The sequence below is a fragment of the Parabacteroides chongii genome, assembly GCF_029581355.1.
Lineage (GTDB): Bacteria > Bacteroidota > Bacteroidia > Bacteroidales > Tannerellaceae > Parabacteroides > Parabacteroides chongii.
The window spans coordinates 2,143,752-2,164,621 of sequence record NZ_CP120849.1 but is presented as its reverse complement, the minus strand read 5'-3'; the positions used below and the strand labels follow the sequence as shown (position 1 = coordinate 2,164,621).

Annotated in this window: 14 protein-coding genes; 2 read left to right on the top strand and 12 right to left on the bottom strand. The window is 42.8% G+C overall.

The genetic code is table 11. The annotated features are described in order from the left end of the window. Positions 1–112 precede the first annotated feature (112 nt). Together P3L47_RS08140 and P3L47_RS08135 are read left to right on the top strand one after the other, a co-directional pair. Positions 113–5,320, top strand: coding sequence for a hypothetical protein (locus P3L47_RS08140; protein WP_277783284.1), 5,208 nt, complete (start codon positions 113–115; stop codon positions 5,318–5,320). 70 nt (positions 5,321–5,390) lie between these two features. Further along, positions 5,391–7,220 (top strand): T9SS type A sorting domain-containing protein, encoded by a 1,830-nt coding sequence (locus P3L47_RS08135; protein WP_277783283.1) that lies wholly within the window; start codon positions 5,391–5,393, stop codon positions 7,218–7,220. A gap of 84 nt (positions 7,221–7,304) precedes the next feature. Here P3L47_RS08135 and P3L47_RS08130 read toward each other — a convergent pair whose 3' ends face one another. The 12 genes from P3L47_RS08130 to P3L47_RS08075 all read right to left on the bottom strand — a co-directional run bounded on the left by P3L47_RS08130 (position 7,305) and on the right by P3L47_RS08075 (position 20,863). Beyond that, on the bottom strand, positions 7,305–8,465 hold the full coding sequence (locus P3L47_RS08130) for a 1-acyl-sn-glycerol-3-phosphate acyltransferase (RefSeq protein WP_122363665.1): 1,161 nt from the start codon (positions 8,463–8,465) through the stop codon (positions 7,305–7,307). A gap of 11 nt (positions 8,466–8,476) precedes the next feature. Further along, entirely contained in the window at positions 8,477–9,484 is a 1,008-nt protein-coding gene (locus P3L47_RS08125; protein WP_122363664.1) for a D-alanine--D-alanine ligase, read from the bottom strand. Between the two features lie 2 nt (positions 9,485–9,486). Next, the gene (locus P3L47_RS08120) at positions 9,487–10,560 is read right to left on the bottom strand and encodes an RluA family pseudouridine synthase (protein WP_122363663.1); all 1,074 of its coding nucleotides are present in this window, start codon (positions 10,558–10,560) and stop codon (positions 9,487–9,489) included. 2 nt (positions 10,561–10,562) lie between these two features. Continuing rightward, the gene (locus P3L47_RS08115; protein WP_122363662.1) at positions 10,563–11,198 is read right to left on the bottom strand and encodes a PASTA domain-containing protein; all 636 of its coding nucleotides are present in this window, start codon (positions 11,196–11,198) and stop codon (positions 10,563–10,565) included. A 117-nt stretch (positions 11,199–11,315) separates the two neighbouring features. Continuing rightward, positions 11,316–11,468, bottom strand: coding sequence for a 50S ribosomal protein L34 (gene rpmH, locus P3L47_RS08110; RefSeq protein ID WP_005633099.1), 153 nt, complete (start codon positions 11,466–11,468; stop codon positions 11,316–11,318). A gap of 121 nt (positions 11,469–11,589) precedes the next feature. Continuing rightward, a complete protein-coding gene (locus P3L47_RS08105) occupies positions 11,590–12,291 on the bottom strand; it encodes a cupin domain-containing protein (RefSeq protein WP_122363661.1) in 702 nt (233 codons plus the stop codon). Between the two features lie 11 nt (positions 12,292–12,302). Continuing rightward, complete coding sequence (locus tag P3L47_RS08100; RefSeq protein WP_277783282.1) at positions 12,303–13,829, bottom strand: xylulokinase; 1,527 nt, start codon at positions 13,827–13,829, stop codon at positions 12,303–12,305. Further along, positions 13,822–14,523, bottom strand: a complete 702-nt coding sequence (gene deoC, locus P3L47_RS08095; protein WP_277783281.1) for a deoxyribose-phosphate aldolase — start codon at positions 14,521–14,523, stop codon at positions 13,822–13,824. The genes P3L47_RS08100 and deoC overlap by 8 nt, the downstream gene beginning before the upstream one ends. Positions 14,524–14,533: 10 nt before the next feature. Further along, a complete protein-coding gene (locus P3L47_RS08090) occupies positions 14,534–15,304 on the bottom strand; it encodes an SDR family oxidoreductase (RefSeq protein ID WP_277783280.1) in 771 nt (256 codons plus the stop codon). Between the two features lie 71 nt (positions 15,305–15,375). Continuing rightward, positions 15,376–17,739: an HzsA-related protein gene (locus tag P3L47_RS08085; RefSeq protein ID WP_277783279.1), complete on the bottom strand. Its 2,364-nt coding sequence runs from the start codon at positions 17,737–17,739 to the stop codon at positions 15,376–15,378. A gap of 25 nt (positions 17,740–17,764) precedes the next feature. Then, entirely contained in the window at positions 17,765–18,565 is an 801-nt protein-coding gene (locus P3L47_RS08080) for an IclR family transcriptional regulator (RefSeq protein ID WP_122363656.1), read from the bottom strand. Between the two features lie 132 nt (positions 18,566–18,697). Beyond that, a complete protein-coding gene (locus P3L47_RS08075; protein WP_277783278.1) occupies positions 18,698–20,863 on the bottom strand; it encodes an alpha-N-acetylglucosaminidase in 2,166 nt (721 codons plus the stop codon). Positions 20,864–20,870: the final 7 nt, after the last annotated feature.

Here is a 20,870-nt window from a genome sequence, read left to right as displayed (position 1 = left end):
CGATCCATAGACACTCCTGCCTGTGCATCGCAGGCGCCCTTGCCTAAGGAGCACAGGCAAAAGGGGAACCAAACTCAAAGAAAGCTTATACAAACACTAAACAAGTATTAATATGAAACAGAATTACAAAGCATTCGCCCCGGACATCTCTTCCGGTGGCACAACAATCAAAGATGTGGGGAAACAACGCTTCTCCCGCAAAAGTTCTAACTCGTCAAAGCTCTGGAGGCTGCTGATTTGCCTCATGGCAATCGTGATGCCGGTAGGGGCTTGGGCTGAGGGAAATGGGACAAGTTCCGACACTCCGTGGTCTGGGAATATAAAAAATGTCAAAATCACGCAAGGCGGTGACTATTATTTAGCAGGAACTACTGATGGTCAAATACGGATTGAAACAACAGGAAACGTAACACTGCATATAGCGGGAGAGAACAAATTACATGGAACTCACATAACAGGTATAGGAGAGACAGGCTCTTGGCCTGCCATAGGTACCAAGAATTTATCTAACCTCACAATTGCATATTGGGATAAAGATCATAAAAACACTCCTTCTTACCTTTATTTGGTAGCTGGGAATACTGTCACAAACAAGGAAGGTCTCAGACTTGAAGGTAATTGTAATTTAACAATAACAGGTCCTGTGGCTGTTGTTGCACAGAGTGGAACTGAAGCCCCCCCCCACAGTCCTGCTGTTAACATGAATAATGCAATTGTCACCTTGAAAGATGGAGCTTATTTCTCTTACAACAATGCCGAGAATCCTAAACACCCTGATAATTGGAAAATCGAGAATTTCGCATCAGCAGGGGATGAGGCATTGAGACAGATTGGAACAAAACTTGGAACAAATAATCCTATGCAAATCAATGTTGATTTTAGCCAATTTACCCCATCTGAACTCTATAACGATTATGTTCATGGAGAAATAGGAACTCAAAAATTCATTACAAAAGCAACCAGCGATAAGTTTACTTTATTAGTTCCTAGTAGTAATATGAATTATTATGGGGAATTAGAAACGGATAATGAGAAACTGCCTTTTGCTTTAAGGAATAGTGATGGTACTCAAATGCCAAAAGTTTATGCAGGGGCTGCTACTAGTAGTGGTAATTATTATGCTCAAATAAAAGATATACAACAAGGAACTTACAACCTTAATGTATCTCAGTATCCCCATAGCGGTCAATTACAGGCTTCATTAAGTGATATCATAATAAAGGGTGTTGATGATCACAAAATAATGTATATTGCCACAGAGGAAGGACTCGAACTAGATGGTAATAATCATACAATCTGGTTGAAAAACATCACTATCCCTAGTCCTTATCAAATCAAGGTTAACAATGATGTGAGGTTAGGGGAAAAAGTTCTGAATGAAAGTTGTTTTCTTGGAAGTGCGGCAAAGTTTAACGACACGGATGTTTACTATTGCATAATCAACTATAGAAATACTGATTTAGAAGAAAAAAGTGATATCCGGATTTATGACGAGAGCGGCACAAATCCGGTTAACTATCCTCAGACTTTAGATACTGAAGAAATGCTCATTTATGCATGGTTGCCGAAACAAACAAAGTTTCAAATAAAAAGTAATAATATTACACGTGAGATTACTACCCAGACAGATCATTATCAAGAACTCTATGCCGCAGATCCTGTTATTTGTATCAACAGGAATGACGAAATAAAGAGATACCAAACATTATCTTTAGCATTCAAAGATGTTAAGGATGGTGAAACCATCTACTTCACAGATAATTATAAGGCAGTAAATGGAGGATCAGCTGAACCTAAAGATAACCAAGGAAACTGGACTATCACTGTAAATCAGACTTTCACCCTCAACCTAAATGGATGGCAATTAAGCATCAGCGGACACACAGACTCAGAGGGTAAGCTTCCGTTAATCTCCAGTGGTTTAGGTACACTCGTAATAAAAGATGAAATTGTTAATACAAATGCTACTGACCACGGTAATAATGGTGCTATCACCGGCTCCTATCGGATTGAAGGTATAGTTTATACAGAGCTAGCAAATATAGAACCTCATATCGAAGGCTATAAAGTTGAGGCTCGACAAGCATCAACGAATATAAAAAAGGGACAAAGTATGCCGAAAGTCATCACTTACGACATAAACGGTGCAAAAGTGAATGCGACTAACAATAATACAAATAAATACTGTATTTGGATACCTACAACCAACGATGCAATCGGACCGGTTAAAGATGAGCAAGGTACTATCTTTGCGCAAATTAAGGATGATGAAACAAAAAATTACTCGCTTATTCCATTGTTCGACTTGAATAGTTACAACATCACAGTTGGAACTGATAAAGTATCGTATGCAGACGACTACGAAGTTACCGGTTATGGCACAGAAACAGATCCTGCCGAAATCGTAACAGTAGCCGAAGACAAGTATACTACAGCAAACATCCTAACAGTTAACGGCAACGTTCACGTCCTCCTGAAAGACATCTACACAAGTTTGCAGACAACGGATGGAATGGTTGGTGAGAATAAAATTTCAACCAAGCTGGTAGTAACAGGCAACCAGACAGCCGACATCAAAACCTCCGGTATCAACAGCATCGGTACAATTGAAATTGGTGACGGTAGCACGCTTAAATTCAACCAGTCGGAAGAAACTCCGGCTACAGCTAATGCGTTGAGATTCTTTAGTATCAGCAAAAGTATTTCAGGCTCAAGTAGTAGTAGTGGTACAGGTAAATTAGAGGTAGAAAGCGGCACACTGCTTGCTTATATCCAGGACAATGCAGAAGACCCTATTCAAAACGTTACTGCAACTTATAAAGGAGGTAGTGTGAGAGCGAAGTTTGCAAAGAATAATAATGCCCGTTTTACAGATGGAACACTCCCAAACTCCAAGAATTTATACCGTGTTTCATTCAAAGTAAAAGACTACTATATTCCGTACAACTATGAATATATACCAGAAGGTGGAACTACTCCTCTATCCGGAAAAGTAACCAGCGACAAAAACGGTGAAATCCACTTGTGGATGCCAAAAGCTACTCTAGGCGGTAAAGTGAAATTCAGTTCTGCGGATCAGACTTCTTCTCCTGAGGAAATCATATTCAGCGCAGTTGCAGAGAACGATGACAATATCGCTCCGGCTAATATCGGTTTGTATCCAGGTGATAAAATAGATGCAAACAACAAAATTGGCTCTTTCATTTCTTTGGAAAAAGCATTTGAAGCAATGGAAGAAAATCAAAACTACACAGTCGCCCTATTCACTACACATTCCGAATCGAATACGACTTGTGAGGTTAACGGCAGCCAAGTAACCATCGACCTGAACGGTAACACGCTTACTTGCCACAATGTAACGTTTAAAACGGAGGAGCAAAACTTCATGTTGATAACAAACAAAGGCACCGACAGTGGCAGCGACAAACACGCCACCATCAACGGTGACATCGTCGTTTCTCAAAACGTGTATATCGGCAAGGACGTACACATGGAGGGCGTACATGTGGATATGATTAATCCAACCCTAGGAGAAGAGCCGTATAAGAACGTACGCAGATTACTGGTGAAGGGATTAGAAAAGGGCAATACATATACTTACGAATTTGCCGATCAGAAAGTTGGTTTCACTGTTGGACAACAATTAACTGAAAACAGTCAAACAACAGGCGTTGCCTGCCTATGGCTCGTTGAATCCATGTATCCGCAAGAATTCGTGGTTTATGGCGAAAGTCAGAATGCCGAAAACGGCCTTACCGTCCCTGGTGGTGAATTGGCTATCGTAGCTCATTCGAATGGTTATACACAATTAGTTAAAGGCGGAATTGTAGCAACAGTAACTGTAGACACAGGTACCCCAAGTCCTTACAGAACACTATCTGCTGCGATAAACGCGGCAAATACTGCTACTGGTGATAAGATTGTTATTGCACTTCAGGAAAACATCCAATCTCAAGCTACATTCGAAATTACCAAAGACTATGCCATTGACCTGAACGGTCACGACCTGACATTTACACAGGGTGGTTTCAAGGTTACGAACAAAGATAATACTCTAACCATCTCTAATAACAACAAGCAGACTAATAGTACCCTGACAGGCGTTATCAACATCTCAGGTAATGGGGATGTTATAGTAGATGAGAATGTTACTATCGGTGGTGTTGTTTTGCAACATACAGCTGAAGGTATCAAAACAGTTTATCGTTTGATAGCAAGAGGCAATGATGACTACGACAACAATTGGGTAGAAACTCCGGAGCGCGATACAGATGTTGAGATAGGCAACCCAGCAACAAGCCTATACACCATCCCTGCAGGCCTGGCAAACCATAATACAACAGTAACGATTTATAAAGTTGTTACTATCGGTAGTACGGAGCAGGGAAATAACTGGGACAATATAAAAGACTGTAATATCGTAGTTCCTACAACTCAAACATGGACAGTTCCTAAAAATGAGCAAGGAAACACAATCCACCGTTTAACCATCTACGAAGGTGGTAAAGTTAATACTGAAGCTGGTAAAGCAACCGCTACCGACGGCATTCGCTACATTCGTACATTCACTACAAAACAGTGGTCATTAATCGCCCTGCCTTACACAGCTACGGACATTACGACAACAAACAATAGCGGAAAAGTCGTTTCCATCAGCCCAGCCGCCAACCCGGGCACTTCCGGCGAGTTCTGGCTGCACACTATCAAGAGCGACGGCTCGACAAGCGACGTGGTTAATAGCGAAATGACAGCCAACAAGGTGTATGTGATGAAGACTCCGGCAAATATGACTGTCACTTTCATCTCTGGTCCGAACCAGATGTTGAAACGCAATCAGGAATTGAATCCGGATCCGGTTAGCGGCTTCGTAGCGTATGCTAACGGTACATTAAATGACGTTACTTTAACAAAAGCATTCTACAAGCTGGACGCAGAGGGAAAGAACTTCGAACGTGTTACTCCTACAACAACTACTAAAGCAGATGAAGAAGGTGCCGGAACAGGCGCATCTACAAATGGAACAATCGCCCCATTCAGCGGCTACCTACTTGCAGACGCAGCAACAACCCAAAACGTTGCCCGCTTCAGCCTCCGCTCTACTCCGACAGCCAATGAGGAAATCGAGATTGCGGAAGACGAACTGCAAATCCGTACAGAAGCAGGACGCATCATCCTGACTACCGAAACGCCGGTACAGGTGGTAATCTGCGACCTGAAGGGTACAGTGAAGTTCAGTGGTGAAATCCCTGCAGGCGATTCTTCATACGAAGTAGGCGCAGGAATCTACATCATCAACAACCAAAAGGTAATCGTAAAGTAATAAACAATACTAACAGAATATGTTGAGGAGCTGTCATACTCCTCGACATATTCACTTAACACTAAAGAATATGAAAATAAAATCAAACATATTATTCATCCTGCTGGCTCTCCTTTGGATGCCGGTATGCGGATGGGCACAGGATCTTGTAGATCCGGGCGAAGGTGAAGGTCCCGGTAACTTCGTTGCAGAAATAATAGGAACCGAAAAATACAAATCCCTGAAAGAGGCTTTTGCAACAGCTACTAAAGATCAAACTATCAGTCTATTGGTAAGCCTTCCTTTAGAAGAGGAATTGACAGTAGACAAGGCCATTGTATTAGACTTAAATGGATTGGCTTTGACCGGTAATGAATATGCCGGCTTCAAGTTGGATGAAGATGTTGCCAAACTGACAATCACCAATGGTGCTATGGTCGGCTCTTTCAACGTAAGCGACTTCAACAAACTGTTTGTAGGGAAAGATGTAAACCTGGGTCAGACAGCATTCAAGAAAGATTACAAAGGAGAAGAGTTATATCGCGTATTGGCAGAGACAGATGTAGACCTTACCGAAGTTAAATTCTACAAAGGAAACACAGAGTTAACAAACTACTCGACTACCGACGATGCCATCTGTTTCTGGATACCGGCTTCTCAGGTTTCAGAACCTATCTACTTTACAACAGATGACGCTAAAAAGGTCTATGCAACCGCCTCTATCAGTATCTCCAGTCACAGCAAAGAAACACTCACCTTTGAAGACGTAACAGACGATCCCAATCATCCAATTGCTCCCGACGGTGATTGTGTTATTACATTCGACCAACCGGCAGGTGGAAAGTTGACAGTAACAGCTAATGGAATTCCAATCACAAGCGGAGGGACTGTAACAAAAGGTACTGAAATCACCATCAATGCTAAATCCAATAGTACATATTACCAACTGGCTCTTCTCTTAGCAGGTAATAAAGACTTGACAAGAAGTACAGATAAAAAATACACCGTCAAGTCCAACACTCGCATCCTTGCCGTATTCTTCAACAGTAATACAAGTTCAGGTGGCAGCAGCGGTGGCGGTAGTTGCGACTGCCCAAGCTGGGATTACCCTGATTGGGACTTCGACGATGAGTTTGAAGATTGGATGGATTCCAACTATCCAGGATGGGAAAAATGGTGGAACGGTAACATCAAGAAAGACTTCACCATCCTGGTTCGTAAAACAGGTTTGGGTACCGTCACACCGGGTACTACAGGCGCCAACAGAAGAGAAAACATCACCTTCAAGATCGATCCCGCACAAGGCCAGCAGATTGTCGATGTACGTATCAACGGTAATAGCGTGGGAGCTGTCAATGAATATAAGCTAAAGAACATTCAGGCAAATACCATCGTGGATGTCGTATTCTCCAACATCGCCGTACCTGTTTATACGCTGACATCCAAAGTGATCAACACCAAAGAGGGTACAGCCTCACCGACCAGCGTCCGCGTAACCGAAGGCAGCAACCACGATTTCAACTTCTATCCGAGCAAAAAGAATTGCGTCATCACAGACGTGAAGATCGGGCCGAAGATGGAAGACGAAAAAGAACAGGAAAAGGTTCTGAAGAGTATCGGCAAACCTGAACAGTACATCTTCACAAACGTACAAGCCGACTCCATCGTTGTCGTTACATTCGATTGCCCGACAGCTAACGAATCCATCTCCGCCCCGGACTACATGATCTATACGGAAGACAAAACCGTTGTCGTCAACCCGGAAAACGAGGTAGGAGCCATCAAAATTTACGACCTGATGGGCCGCATCGTTTGCAGCCAAGCAATCGAAACAACTACCCGCATCCCGCTGACAGAAGGTATCTACGTTGTTGTTCTGACCATCAACGACAAACAATACGTAAAGAAAGTTAGTCTATAGGAAGTAATTAAGTAATTAGAAAGCCCCGTTACCACAGTCATCCGACCGGTAACGGGGCTTTTTATGTAATGATTTATATATATCTTATTCCTGATTAGCCAGGTGATTCTTCAATGGGTTGGTATACATTTCCAACATCTTGGTGCGCAGGAAAGCCTCGTCTTTATTCGGCAGGACGATCTTATCCAACTGTCCCTGCAAATACTCCTCAAAATGTTTTTTATCTCTCTGCCCGTAATTGCCACTGAAACGTTTTGTACCCGTCAACATATCATATGCAACATAATTACAAGGGTAGAAACGGTAATGTTTATAGATTTCCTTGTCGATAATAGAAGCGATGGCAGCCACCAGCTCGTTCTTTTCCATATCCTTATCCAAAGCGGCCAACTGGTCGTTGATCGGCTGGGTCAGGGTGAAATGAACACGGCCTTTGTTATTCAGGATACCAGTCTCCATGCTCAGCAGGTCATCGCGCTGACTCTTCACAAATTCAGGATCATCGCGTTTCATCTGGAACTCTTTCGCTTTCAAGAAGTCGCACGGATCATATTCGTAAGAGATGGCAACCGGAAAGATGTTCAGTTCCATTAAATTGGAAACGATATCCTTATCACCACTCATGTTCAACATTTTCAGCACACTACCCTGCGTACGGTCATTCGAATCTTTGGCACGTCCTTCACGCTGTGCGATCCAGATAGACTCTTTTGTTTCGTTGATCGTATGACGGATATAAGCAGACAATGTACGGCTCACATCCAGCATCTGGCGAACAGAAACCCCGCGCTTTACGATGAAACTGTTGTTCAGGCGTACCAATGTCTCGATCCACGGACGGATCATCAGGTTATCGCCTATCGCAACCTGTGTCATACCATAACCCACATCATACAACATAACATTCAGGAAAGAAGCATCCAATACAATGTCGCGGTGATTGGAAATAAATGTGCAAGGTTGTTTGTCTTTTGGAAGGCGGCTACGTCCGGAGATCGTCAGAGAGAAAGTTGTCTTGTTTGCCACGTTCATAACTGCCTCGTAAGCCAGTTTCGATTTGAAATCTTCCTTTGTCTTAAACGAACGCATCGTTTCGGAAAATTCCTTCCAATTCACATCCGGTTTGATATACCGAAAGGCCCGCTCGAAATCTTCGTTGGCAATGAGCGCCTCAATAGCATCCTTTACCTCGTCGTTGTTCAGCGGACGAATGTCGTCAAAATTATAGGAAACTTCTGTATCCATATCTTCTAATTTTATTTACCTGCCTTTTGTAGTTCGTTCTCAATAATGTCAGTCATGACATCTTTGATATCCAATCCGGCAGCCCGAACTTGCTGCGGGATAAAGCTGGTAGCTGTCATACCTGGTGTCGTATTTACTTCGAGCATTTTCGGTTCACCGTCTGCTTCGATAATAAAATCAACCCGGATAAGTCCTTTGGCGCCCAGTATATCATAAATCTTTGATACTTCGCGTTGTACCTTCTCCGTCAGTTCGGGAGAGATACGTGCCGGAGTAATCTCGTCAGACTCTCCGTTGTACTTCGCATCGAAATCAAAAAACTCATTCTTCGTAACCACTTCGGTGAGCGGGAAGATAACTTCCTTCCGGGCAATGCCCCGACTACCGCCTACCTTATAGCAACCGCAGGTTACCTCCGTGCCGGACATAAAACTCTCCAGCAATACCTCATCGCCTTCGGCAAAAGCCTTCTCGATGGCCGGTTGCAGCTGCGAAGCCTCTTTCACCTTTGTTACACCGAAACTGCTTCCCCCATCGTTGGGTTTCACAAAAATCGGTAGTCCCAGACGGCTGACAGCCTCTTCTTCCGTCACCGTCTGTCCTCTGAACAAGCGGATAGAATCGGAAATACTGACACCGAAGCTACGTAGATAATTATTACAAACAAACTTGTTAAAGGTAAGAGCACTCACCAACTGACCGCATGAAGAGTAAGGCATACCTATCATATCGAAATAGCCTTGCAGCCGTCCGTCTTCACCTGGCGTACCGTGAATGGTGATATAAGCAAAGTCAAAGTGCTTAGTTTCACCGCCTTCGCGGAAACTGAAATCATTCTTGTCTATTGGTGTATATTCCCCTCCGGGAAGTTTCACTGCCCATTCGTCCTTTTTAACGATTGCAATATATAAATTATATTTGTCTTTATCAATAAAAGAGTAGATTCCTTCTGCACTTTTTAATGAAACAACGATTTCAGAGGAGTATCCTCCGGCTACAATAGCAATGTTCCTTTTCATCTTTATATCTCTTTAGTTGTTGCATATACCCGCCATTTGTCGATCAGCTGTGTCATGTCGGCTGGTATTTCGGAATCAAAAAACATTTCCTCGCCGGTCGTTGGATGGACAAAGCCCAGCGTCTTGGCATGCAGTGCCTGACGGGGACAAATGGCAAAGCAGTTTTGTACAAACTGTTTATATCTTGTAAAGGTCGTACCCTTCAGTATGTCGTCACCTCCATACCGTTCATCATTGAAAAGTGTATGACCGATGTATTTCATATGTACGCGTATCTGATGTGTACGTCCGGTTTCCAACCGGCATTTCACGAGGGTGACATATCCCAGACGCTCCAGCACGGAGTAATGGGTAACAGCCGTTTTTCCCTGGTCGCCTTCGGGAAAGACCGTCATCTGCATCCGGTCGCGCGGATCACGTCCGATATTGCCTTCGATACGGCCTTCGTCTTCCTTCACGATTCCCCAAACCAAAGCACGATACTCACGCTTAGTTGTCTTATTAAAGAACTGAAGGCTCAGATGCGCTTTGGCTTCCGGCTTCTTAGCCACGACCAGCAGGCCGGAAGTATCTTTGTCGATACGGTGAACCAGGCCCAGAGCCGGATCATTCGGATCGTAGGTAGGATCATCTTTCAGATACCAGGCCAGTGCATTCACCAGTGTTCCGGTATAGTTACCGTGACCCGGATGCACGACCAAACCTGCCGGTTTATCTACCACCAGCAAATCGTCATCTTCGTAAATAATCTTGATTGGAATATTTTCAGGAATAACAGTCAGATCGCGACGGGGGCGCGACATCATGATCGTCACCACATCCTCCGGTTTCACCCGGTAGTTACTCTTTACAGGCTTTCCGTTCGCCATAATACAACCGGCATCTGCAGCCAACTGTATCCGGTTTCGCGTGGCTCCGAACATTCGGTCGACCAGGAATTTGTCTACCCGCAACAACGACTGTCCGCGATCGGCAACGAAGCGGAAATGTTCATACAGCCGGGGAGTACCATCCTCATTCTGTTCTAACAGGCCACCTGCCTGTTCATCATCCATTTCGTCGAAAAATTCATCCATAGTTAAAACCAGTTTTCTTCTTCACTATCCAACGATTCAACAGGCATGACTGACAAAGAGTCCAACGACAGCGAATCGGCAGAGAAATTAGGATCGCCACTGCTCACCTTCAACACCAAAGGGGCTGTCAGTGGGACATGTTCGCCTTTCTCCAGCGTCTTACCACGTAATTCGACCGAAACGGCCAGGTCCTTAAAATCACCAGCCACATATTCGATCTCCACGCTCTCAAATCCGCGGGCACGCAACAGTGCATACGCCTGGCGGAACGACAAATCCTCTACTTCCGGAATCGTTGCCATCTGTGAGGTCAACGCATTCACTGTAATAAAAACAATACGTCCTTCCTTCACCTTCGAGCCTGCCGCGGGCACCAGCTCAACGATTGCGCCCGGCTCTACCTCTTTCGAAAAAACCGAGTCAATCACATTATAACGTAAGTTGTTATTTTTAAAAAACTCAGCAGCTTCTTCCATCTTGAGACCCTTTACATCCGGTACGACCACCGCTTCGTTATGCCGTGTGTATTTATCGAGCCACTTCAGGGTTCCATAAATCAAGCCACAAGTCACGACCACTGCCAGCAGCAGATTCAAGACGTACGGATTCTTTATCAGTTTAACAAAAAAGTTATTCATTTCTGTTTGTTTTTGTAGGCGGGATCAAAAATAGAAAACAAAGCCGTTAAAACAAAGAAAGTAAAGGCTTTTTAGCAAAAACCTCTACTTTCTTATACTAATTTCTTCTAACGGGGATTATCCGTTATATTCGTCAGATACAGTTAATTTAGCTCTTCCTTTAGCACGACGAGATGCCAATACTCTGCGGCCATTAGCAGTAGCCATTCTTGAACGGAAACCGTGCTTGTTCTTTCTTTTTCTGTTGGAAGGTTGGAATGTTCTTTTCATCTTTCTATATATTTATTTATTATTATCTTATATACCAATTCGGGCTGCAAAGATAGAGGCTTTTTTTTAATAAACAAAGAGTTGCAGAAAAAAACTTTATCCACAACGATTTCCCTTTGGTTTAAGGACGAAGCACATCCGTAAATACAGCTTTCTGATTAGTAAACTTCAGTCCGTTTCCATCCTGATACGTTCCAAATTCAGAGATAATAGCACCATTATCACCTGCACGCAGAAAATGAGGGGAGAGAAGTTCTTTCAGCGGGAGAATATCACCGACTTTCATATAAACAAAATTGGAGACAGTAATAGCCTCCTTCTGACTTTCGGGTAATGCAGGAGGGTTGGGAGTCGGATCACCTATTCCAAAGTTATAAGCCGATCCGTTGCGTACCATCCACGATTCGAATTTTGCCGGATATTCAGCAGTCTCCACGTGACGATGTTCAGGAATCATTTGTCCGGGCAACAGATATATTTCATGTCCGAAATGGCGGTTGACTGGATCGTTTACCCAAAAGACGCCCGCCATGCCCACATGTTCAAAATCTCCCAAGCCAAAATCAGATATCCACATGTTCTCTTTCATGAAATCGGTAAAAGGAACTCCATAAAACTCAAACATTTCGAGAAAAGCTTTCAAAGCTACTTCACCATTAAACTTTCCATCTACATAAAAATCCTCATTAGTATACTTCTTAGTAAATACCTTTTCTTTAGTCTGTTCCATATTCTCTTTACTTTTGTTCGTTTCGCATCCGGCGAATCCACCTATTAATAAGATAGAAATCAGGAGGGATACTGAAAATTGTTTTACATTCATTGTTTATCTATTTATTCGTTCACACCGTTGAGAGAAGCTATATGGTCGGCAAGCATCTTAAACTTGAAAAGTGCTCGTCGGTAAATTGCCTGATGCTCCGGATTAGGAAGAAATCGCTGCTGTGTCTGATGAAGGTTGTCAATCCAGTCATAACTTCTCCAAAAACCGACACCTTTTAGGGCCAAAGCAGCCGCACCAAGAGAAGCGGCTTCTTGCCCGATATTTGTTTTCTCAACTTCCAACTCGTAGATATCGGCAAAAAGCTGCATCCAGAAATTACTTTTAGTACCGCCTCCGACAAATAACATCTCTGTAAATTCTGTATGATAGTTGCGGAATAAATCCAAAGCAATACGCAGATTCAAAGCAATGCCCTCCATCGTTGCACGAATAAGGTCTGCACGTGTGTTTCCTAACCTTAACCCCATGAAGGCCCCCGTCATATCCGGACTGGGTTCAATGCTCGAGCCACCAGCCAAACTAGGGTTGAACAGTAGACCATTTGCTCCCGGAGCCGATGTTTCTGCCAGTTTATTCATGCCGATATATGCATTATCTCCCCCTTGTTCTTCAATTGCCAATAAATCAGGACAAACGATGTTACGTACCCATTGCAGACTGCTACCTGCTGAAAATATGCAAGTTGCAGAGGTATACATTCCTTTGACAACATGAGCAAAAACATACGGTTTTTTCCAAAAATCCAACACAGGTCTTTCAGAAACCAAGGCAATCCAAGCAGACGAACCGAGCGAGGTGTAAATCCGGGATGGCTTGATGCCTTTGCTCCCCAGGGCCATACAAGAATTATCCACTCCACCACATATAACCTTGACATGGGTGGGTAAGCCAGTTTCAAGAGAGGCTTCCGGAGTAATCGTACCAACCACTGCATCAGAAGCCAGTATTTCCGGGAAGATGTCTGGACGGATACCTGACATCTGTATATATTCCGACTTATAGTCCCATGCTTCCAGGTCGAAGACTCCACTTCCGGATGCATACGAATAGTCCGTACAAAGCCTACCGGTGAAGCGATAATTACAATAATCTTTGGTGCCGACTATTTTATCCGTGTCTGCATATTGTTTCGGAAAATGTTTTTTATACCACATCATTTTGAAGATAGAATAGCATTCCGGCGGAAAACCGTTACCGGTTATCTCATACCATCTTTTGTAATCAGTTTGGGCAAAGAACACCTCCGCTTCTTCCGTAGCCCGACGGTCAGACCAGATAGGAGTAGAAGCCAGCAGCAAATTGCCACCTTTTCCTATCGGGACAACGCCAAGGCTGTGTCCGGAAATAGCCAAAGCTACAATATCATTTTTATTACATTGTGTCTTTTCCAATAAAAGCCGTGTAGAGTGGATGATGCTCTGCCACCAGTCGTCAGGTGCCTGCTCCTGCCAACCGGATTGTGGATAAATGGTCGGATAAGGTATAAAAACAGAATGCAATATTTCTCCATTCCGATTGAACAAGGAAGCTTTTATTCCTCCAGTTCCCAAATCATAAGATATAACTTTCTCACTCATGGGCTTCCCTATTTATACATTCATCCATGATATGGAGAGCCGATTTGTAACCGATACCAAAACGGCTGACCCCCATCCGATGCATTTCCAAAAGCGTGTCGAGCGTACGGACTCCACCTGCGACTTTCAGTTGGATGGCATCTCCAACCATCTCTTTGATGAGAGCGACATGACGAAGCGTAGTTGCCCCCGCCCAACCTGTTCCGGTTTTGATATAATCGGCTCCTGCCCTCAAGATAAGAGTAGAGGCTATTTTTATCTCTTCGTCTGTGAGAAGGGCTACTTCCATGATTACTTTTAGGGGAAGGGGAGATACTGCTGCTTTAATTTGCCTAATTTCATCTTCCACTTCAGTCAGCATACCAGATTTTAGCTTGCCTATGTTCAGAACCATATCGATTTCGTTACAACCGGCTTTTTTCAGTTCCTGCGCCTGAAAGAGTTTACAGGTTGTTGTCTCCGCACCGGAAGGGAAGCCTACAACTCCACCAATACCGACATGCGGATGTTTTTTTAATTTTTCAAAAACAAGAGGAAGCAGGCCTGGCATGGGGAAGACACAGATAAAGTTATGCTTTATAGCGGCTTCGATAATGTCTTCCACATCCTGGCGGGTGGAATCTGCACGAACAGCGCTGATATCAATCAGGCGTGCAATTTCTCGGGAAGATATAGTTGTAGTGCTAGTGTTCATATTTATAATATTATAAGCTGGTATAACCGCCGTCAACAATTAAATCTGTTCCTGTCGTGTAGCGTGCGGCATCGCTCAACAGGTATACGTAAGCCCCGACCAGATCTTCAGGAACACCAAGGCGTCCGGCGGGTATTTTCGATATCCATTCTTCGTGCATATTCTTCATTTCGGCAACCAGTTCAGTCGCCATATATCCCGGACTGACACAATTGACACGTATATTATATTTAGCCCATTCTACAGCCAGAGCCTTGGTCAGCAGGAGAACACCACCTTTAGAGGCACAGTAGTTAGCTATCGTTTGTGGCGTATTGATAATATGAGCAGACATGGATGCCGTGTTTACGATACTTCCGGCTTTTCCTTCTTTGATCATTTGACGGGCTGCAGCCTGTGCTGTCAAGAAAACTCCGTTCAGATTGATGTCGACCACTTTCTTGAAATCTTTGGAAGAAATATTTTCAGCAGGATAAGTGTTTGCTATACCGGCATTATTGATGGCAAAATCGATGGTGTCATATTCTTTTATAAATGCCTCCATCATCCGTCCGACATCTTCTGCATCCGTTACATCGCAACGAATAGCAATTGTGTGTGCGGAATAGCGAGCGGCCAGTTCTCCGGCTGTCTTTTCTGCTTCCTTAATATCGATATCGACAATGGCAATCGAAGCTCCCATTTCCGTAAACGCTTCGGCAAGGCATTTACCAATACCTCGTGCAGCTCCGGTGATAAAGCCTTTTTTCCCTTTCAGGCTAAATAAATCAAGTGTTTTCATTGATATATGTTAATTTATGAGGAATGAATATTATACTATCTCAAATGAAAAAGCTAAAATTGACCGTTTTTCTACTGATCATAAACCTTCCCGTCCTGCCCTATGATCGAACAGTTTTGCTGTTCGACTTTCAAGCGTTCTGCATATTTTCGTAGTTGTGTTTTATGCCGTTCACAAGGCACAAGATCCTTTTCAATATCTCCGCGCGGAGTTGCTTTCAGCCGTTTCTGTCCGGTACGGATAATTTCGACGGCACGAGTGTATTTCTGTTTATCGCTCCGAATCTTATCCAGACACGGGCTGACTTCAGGACGATCGAAAGATATCTGTGCAGTCAATTTCCGTCCGTGGTTGTTGAGATCCCAGATATTGACACCTGTCAGTTTTATCAATTCCTCGATTTCCTGGTTATATAGAGGACTTCGCCCGGCTAGTGTCGAGTCGAAAGCAGATTCGTATACCGGATAATAGACACCGTTCAAATCCATCCAGGTGTAAAGAGCCTCTTTTTCTTTGGGGGATAATTTGACTCCCTGATGGTTACTGTCGATTACTTTAGTCAGTTTGCTGGCATGCGACCCCCAGGAATAAGGGTCTTGTATCGGAGCCGGTCCGCCACCAATAAGGGTAATCTCTTTTTTTACATATAGGTTGACATAGGCCGCATTAAAGAATGGATTTTTATCTTTTGCCAATACGAGTTTGTCACGGTTCTTTGGATCAAAATCGTGGCAACGCACGCAATTCTTGTCCAGGATAGGCTGAACCTTTTCCATAAACGAAAATTTTTTAGGAGCTTCTCCCTGCCATCCGTTCAATTTTACCGGTGCTTTCTTAAGAGCCAATGGTCTGGTTCCCATTGCACTGGGGACACTCAGACGATCTTCATGGCAACCGATACAACCGTTTATTTCTCCCGGCATGACCATTGTGCCGCTCCTCATGGACTGAATCATCTTTTTATCTTTATCCAGCAATTGGAAAAATACAAATGTGCCGGACGGAACTTCGAAGTTAGCAGAACCGTCTTCTTCAACGGGGACTTCTCCCAAAATACGCTTATTTTCAAAGCTATGCCAGTTGACTGCAGGAGCTTGTTCTCCCTGCCCTCCCCATCCATTCTTTGTCCATGTTCTTTTCTCCGGAGATTCTATGACACGCAGATATTTGACGGTGCCCGGTTCCACTCCTGCCATATGAGTCCCGTGGTAAACGTTCTGTACATAGAACGTTCCTTTGTTGTCCGTATAATTGCGATTAGAAGGAATTGCGTGAGGCTTATGCCGCGATTCAATAATCATTGGGTCAAAAAGGCTTCTGTTTCCTTCAACAATCAGTTCCTGCGTACCGTCCCTTCCGACCAGATAAATGCCGGACTTAGAATCGACATGCATCCAGCCTCCGGGTTTGGCCCAGATGGTGCGGGAAGCTAGGAAGAAGTTTTCATTTAAAGGATAAGGATCTTCGAATAGATACTCAATCCATTTGAATGAATCCAAATCCCCTTTTCCAACAAGTTTCCGGCTTTCTTCCGGCCAAATTTGTACGACTGGTTCCACTCCGTCTACCCCTTTTTTTCTATCTATGATAGCTAGAGCCCCCCACGGACGGTCATGACAAGAACCAAAAATACAAATTACCTGATCTGTTCCCGGTATCTGACGGGCATCGATTACCCCTCCGGGAGATTGGGTGTTATTCCCATAGTAGATGGAATGTTTGGTGCCGTCGGGATTAACAGTCCATAAACCTTGTGCATCTCCGAAATTACGGTCTACATATTCCCAGCGGTCGTACAGGATTCTGCCATCACTTAATAAGGAGGAATGTCCTTCGAACAAGGTACTGACTCCAATCTGTGTAATATTTGCCCCATCTGCTTCCATCCGATATAAATTACACATAATATGGCGATTACACATACAATATTTCGGCTGACGAGTGGAGCTGAATATAATTCCACCATCGGGTAAATATAAAGGATCTATATCGGATACACCTTCTGCATAAGTCAGTTGCTTTAATCCACTACCATCCGTATTTATTTCGTAGATATGATAGAAATCATCTTTGTTTTTCCGCATGGAGAAAATAATCTTTTTCCCGTCGAAAGAAAGTTCCGGATCGCGAACAACTCCGTCTTTCAGTTCGATCAACGTAGTCGTATTCCCTGTATTCACATCGAAAATACGCATGGCTCCTCCGGGAAAAAACTTATTTTCATTGATTTCTCCTTTCTGGAAAAGAGTTGCGGTATTATGGTGATCCGGAGCATACTGCTCCCGTTCTATATACAATATTTGTTTTCCGGCTAATTGTTCTTTGGCTTTAGTAGTAAGTACAATTTTTTTCGGGTCCATTTGCTCGGCGGAAAGTTGTATTCCCCCTATGCAGACTGTCGCCAATAAGACGATAAATTTGCTGTACTTTTTCATGGTGTCCGTATTTAGAAATTAATAATTATTTATGAATATATCCCAGGTTAGCAGAGATAATATCAGCTGTCCGGATTAATTCTTTCGAAATTTCCGGGAATTTCTTTTTTTCCAATCGACCGGATGGACCTGAAGTCCAAATGGTTGCTGCGATACTGCCGAATTGGTTAAATATCGGTGTTGCTATACAATGCACACCAGCCATTTCTTCTTCCAGATCAACGGCATAACCAACTTTCTTGATATGATTTATTTCTTTTCTCATTTGTTCTTCACAAGAAATTGTACGTTTGTTAAAAGTCTTATATTGAATCATCTGTAATGCTTTCTCACGTTCTTCATCTGAAAGATAAGCCAAAAAGAGTTTACCTGGTGCAGAAGCATGCAGAAAGAAACTTGTACCTGGGCGTAATAAAAAGGTGAAATTGTGTGAACCTAATACTTGTTCAAGCAAAACAACCCGGTTCTCCATAAAAACGCCTAACATAACGCTTTCCTTAATAGTATCACGCAAGGCACGCATAGGCGCCAACGACTGTTCTACTATATTTGACTCACCCAAAGCTGCCAGTCCCAGTCTTAAGAATCGTTTAGACAAGAAATAACGCTGTGTATCAATATCTTTTGTCAGATAGCCCATACTTTGCAACGAATTTAATAGACGATATATAGTCGTTTTAGGAGTATCTAGCAGATTTACAATTTCCTGCATGGGTAAACCACTAGGGTAATTCACCAAAAACTCCAGTAGCTCGAAGCTCTTTTCAAGCATCGGAATATTATACTTTGCAGTGTTTTTCTCTTCAATTTCAATCTGTGTTACCATCTTTTTAAGGAGTATCTTTTGTTTCTGATACGAAACCAAGTTTCACATCAGAAACAAAAGTAAATATATCTATTAAATAAACAAGCCTAATTCTGTTAATAAATAATACTACATAATGAAGTCTAAAGATATTTACTGATAGTATTTATTAAAAATTTCAGATGCTGTATCAACCGGATTATTACTTGATGACAATATAGTATCACCCAATTTTTCATACAGCCATGTCTTTGTCACTCCGAACATATACGGTTCCGGTAGAGAAGGATTATCCCACGCTTGATTCAAATAATTAAAATATAAAGACCATCTCTTATAATAATATGTACCTAAAAGACCGCCTAGCTCACGATGAGTATAATCATTTAAACTACCATCTACCGTATCCCATGACGTAACAATCAGTTTATTATAATATTCATATTGACTTTTAATACCAGGAGTTGATCCTGCACTACGGGCTGATTCTAACCATGATTGAAGACAAAAAGCAGGATGACTCAGCAACAACCGATCCTGGTCTTTTATTAACTGAAGAAAACGTTTAGTTTCTTTGTCAAAAAGTTCACGATTTCTATTTTTCCAAGCTTCTTGTATTCGAGCATAAGAACTTCGACCCAAATCTGAAATGTATTGGCGAACCATATCAACCACATCATATTCATAGTTTTTATTTCCTTTAAGGGCAGAAGCATCCTGTAAAAAGGTCTTACAAGCATCAGCAAAAAGATTCGGATCATAATAAATTTTGCATTGAGACCATGAAGATACTGTTTTGACGCCCAAAGACGGTTCTGCACAGAAAACAGGTTCTGAAGGACGACGTGAACCTGGATAAGTCCCATACACCGTTTTATAAAATCCATTCCAACTTTCTTGTAAAGATGGTAATACGCTATGATATCTATATTGGGCATATTTCTGTATCCATTGTTCCATATCCAACGTTTTGCTGTTCCAGACCATATCACTCCACAAAGCCGGAACAACAGGATTGGTTTCTATACCTTCTGGAGTAAAGCCAATTCCGATCAATGTCTTCGATGCTTGTTTATCATGTAATGCATCTAACGGTTCGGAAGCGATAGCATCCAATCTGCCATGAAGTCCAATATTCCCACCCCAGTTAGAAATATTCGACCAGGCCCAAGGTATCCCATCATATCCCCCATTATCTTTCCAACGATGCCAATATTCCGCACATAGCTCTACAACCAATGCATGTTCAGGACTCAATCCTTTCAACAACTCAGGAACAGGATTTGGCCCCCAACTTTGAAGCACCCACACTGCATCGGGATTAGAAGTCAACATCGCTTTTTCTACAGATCGGGCACAAGCCGTAACATCCAATCCTCCGGTCTTACCTCCTTCATGGAACAGATCCCCAGCATAATAATCTGTTTTACCAAATAGAGCTGTATACTCATCGTACCAGATACGAGCCAGACGATCAAATTCAGGATCCAATGGAGACAAAACATCCGGTCTGTCGAATGTATTCCATTTCCCTTGTTCAACAACGGTTGCATTTGGATACTTAGCTTTATAGCCAGATGGCACCATTCCATAAAAAGCCTGGAAAATCGGCTCCATCCCATAACTCCTCATCCTGTCAAGAATCTTATGCTGTAATGCCACCTGTTTCTCAAACCACTCATCAGGCATAGGACCACCTAATGCTTCCATATTCCCCATCAACAACCAAGGAAGATAAACCGGACCGGTCAAAAACTTTTTTGTCTCTTCCTCCGTATAACCAATCCGCGCAAGAAAATTTCTCCATACCTGTTCAACACCAACCATGCTCAAAGGATGCGTGACCCCATGAAGGGCCATCCAGTCAATCTCTTTCTCCCATCGTTCCCAATCCCAATATACCGTTGTATACCCAAACGTACAATAATTCATATAAGTAACAAACTCATAAGGACTTTCCTCTTTAATCACCTTGGATGGCAATGGCAGTTTATCGGGTAATACCGGAGTAAAGTCGGTCCAACTCACAGATACATTCAGGTAATCTTTCATATAGCGATGTAAGCCGGAAGCGATACTGACCGGTGAGTTTCCTTCGACAACCAACTTCTGTCCGGATTTGAATATCTTGAAGTAAGGTTTTGTTGCTTTTACGTTCAATCGACAATCTACAGACGTTTTATGCTGTGGCATAATTCTGGATATTAATCCATTAACAGCTTCCATATTGTCACTTCCGTCTTGAGAATGAGCAGAAAGACTACATAAAAACAATACTGAAATTATAAAAACTATTTTATTCATTTTTCTGTTAATCATAAGATAA

What these genes read in the sequence shown, in the direction of transcription:
- P3L47_RS08140 (WP_277783284.1), top strand. Translation starts at nt 113, where the DNA reads ATGAAACAGAATTACAAAGCATTCGCCCCGGACATCTCTTCCGGTGGC.
- P3L47_RS08135 (WP_277783283.1), top strand. Translation starts at nt 5,391, where the DNA reads ATGAAAATAAAATCAAACATATTATTCATCCTGCTGGCTCTCCTTTGG.
- P3L47_RS08130 (WP_122363665.1), bottom strand. Translation starts at nt 8,465, where the DNA reads ATGGATACAGAAGTTTCCTATAATTTTGACGACATTCGTCCGCTGAAC.
- P3L47_RS08125 (WP_122363664.1), bottom strand. Translation starts at nt 9,484, where the DNA reads ATGAAAAGGAACATTGCTATTGTAGCCGGAGGATACTCCTCTGAAATC.
- P3L47_RS08120 (WP_122363663.1), bottom strand. Translation starts at nt 10,560, where the DNA reads ATGGATGAATTTTTCGACGAAATGGATGATGAACAGGCAGGTGGCCTG.
- P3L47_RS08115 (WP_122363662.1), bottom strand. Translation starts at nt 11,198, where the DNA reads ATGAATAACTTTTTTGTTAAACTGATAAAGAATCCGTACGTCTTGAAT.
- rpmH (WP_005633099.1), bottom strand. Translation starts at nt 11,468, where the DNA reads ATGAAAAGAACATTCCAACCTTCCAACAGAAAAAGAAAGAACAAGCAC.
- P3L47_RS08105 (WP_122363661.1), bottom strand. Translation starts at nt 12,291, where the DNA reads ATGAATGTAAAACAATTTTCAGTATCCCTCCTGATTTCTATCTTATTA.
- P3L47_RS08100 (WP_277783282.1), bottom strand. Translation starts at nt 13,829, where the DNA reads ATGAGTGAGAAAGTTATATCTTATGATTTGGGAACTGGAGGAATAAAA.
- deoC (WP_277783281.1), bottom strand. Translation starts at nt 14,523, where the DNA reads ATGAACACTAGCACTACAACTATATCTTCCCGAGAAATTGCACGCCTG.
- P3L47_RS08090 (WP_277783280.1), bottom strand. Translation starts at nt 15,304, where the DNA reads ATGAAAACACTTGATTTATTTAGCCTGAAAGGGAAAAAAGGCTTTATC.
- P3L47_RS08085 (WP_277783279.1), bottom strand. Translation starts at nt 17,739, where the DNA reads ATGAAAAAGTACAGCAAATTTATCGTCTTATTGGCGACAGTCTGCATA.
- P3L47_RS08080 (WP_122363656.1), bottom strand. Translation starts at nt 18,565, where the DNA reads ATGGTAACACAGATTGAAATTGAAGAGAAAAACACTGCAAAGTATAAT.
- P3L47_RS08075 (WP_277783278.1), bottom strand. Translation starts at nt 20,863, where the DNA reads ATGATTAACAGAAAAATGAATAAAATAGTTTTTATAATTTCAGTATTG.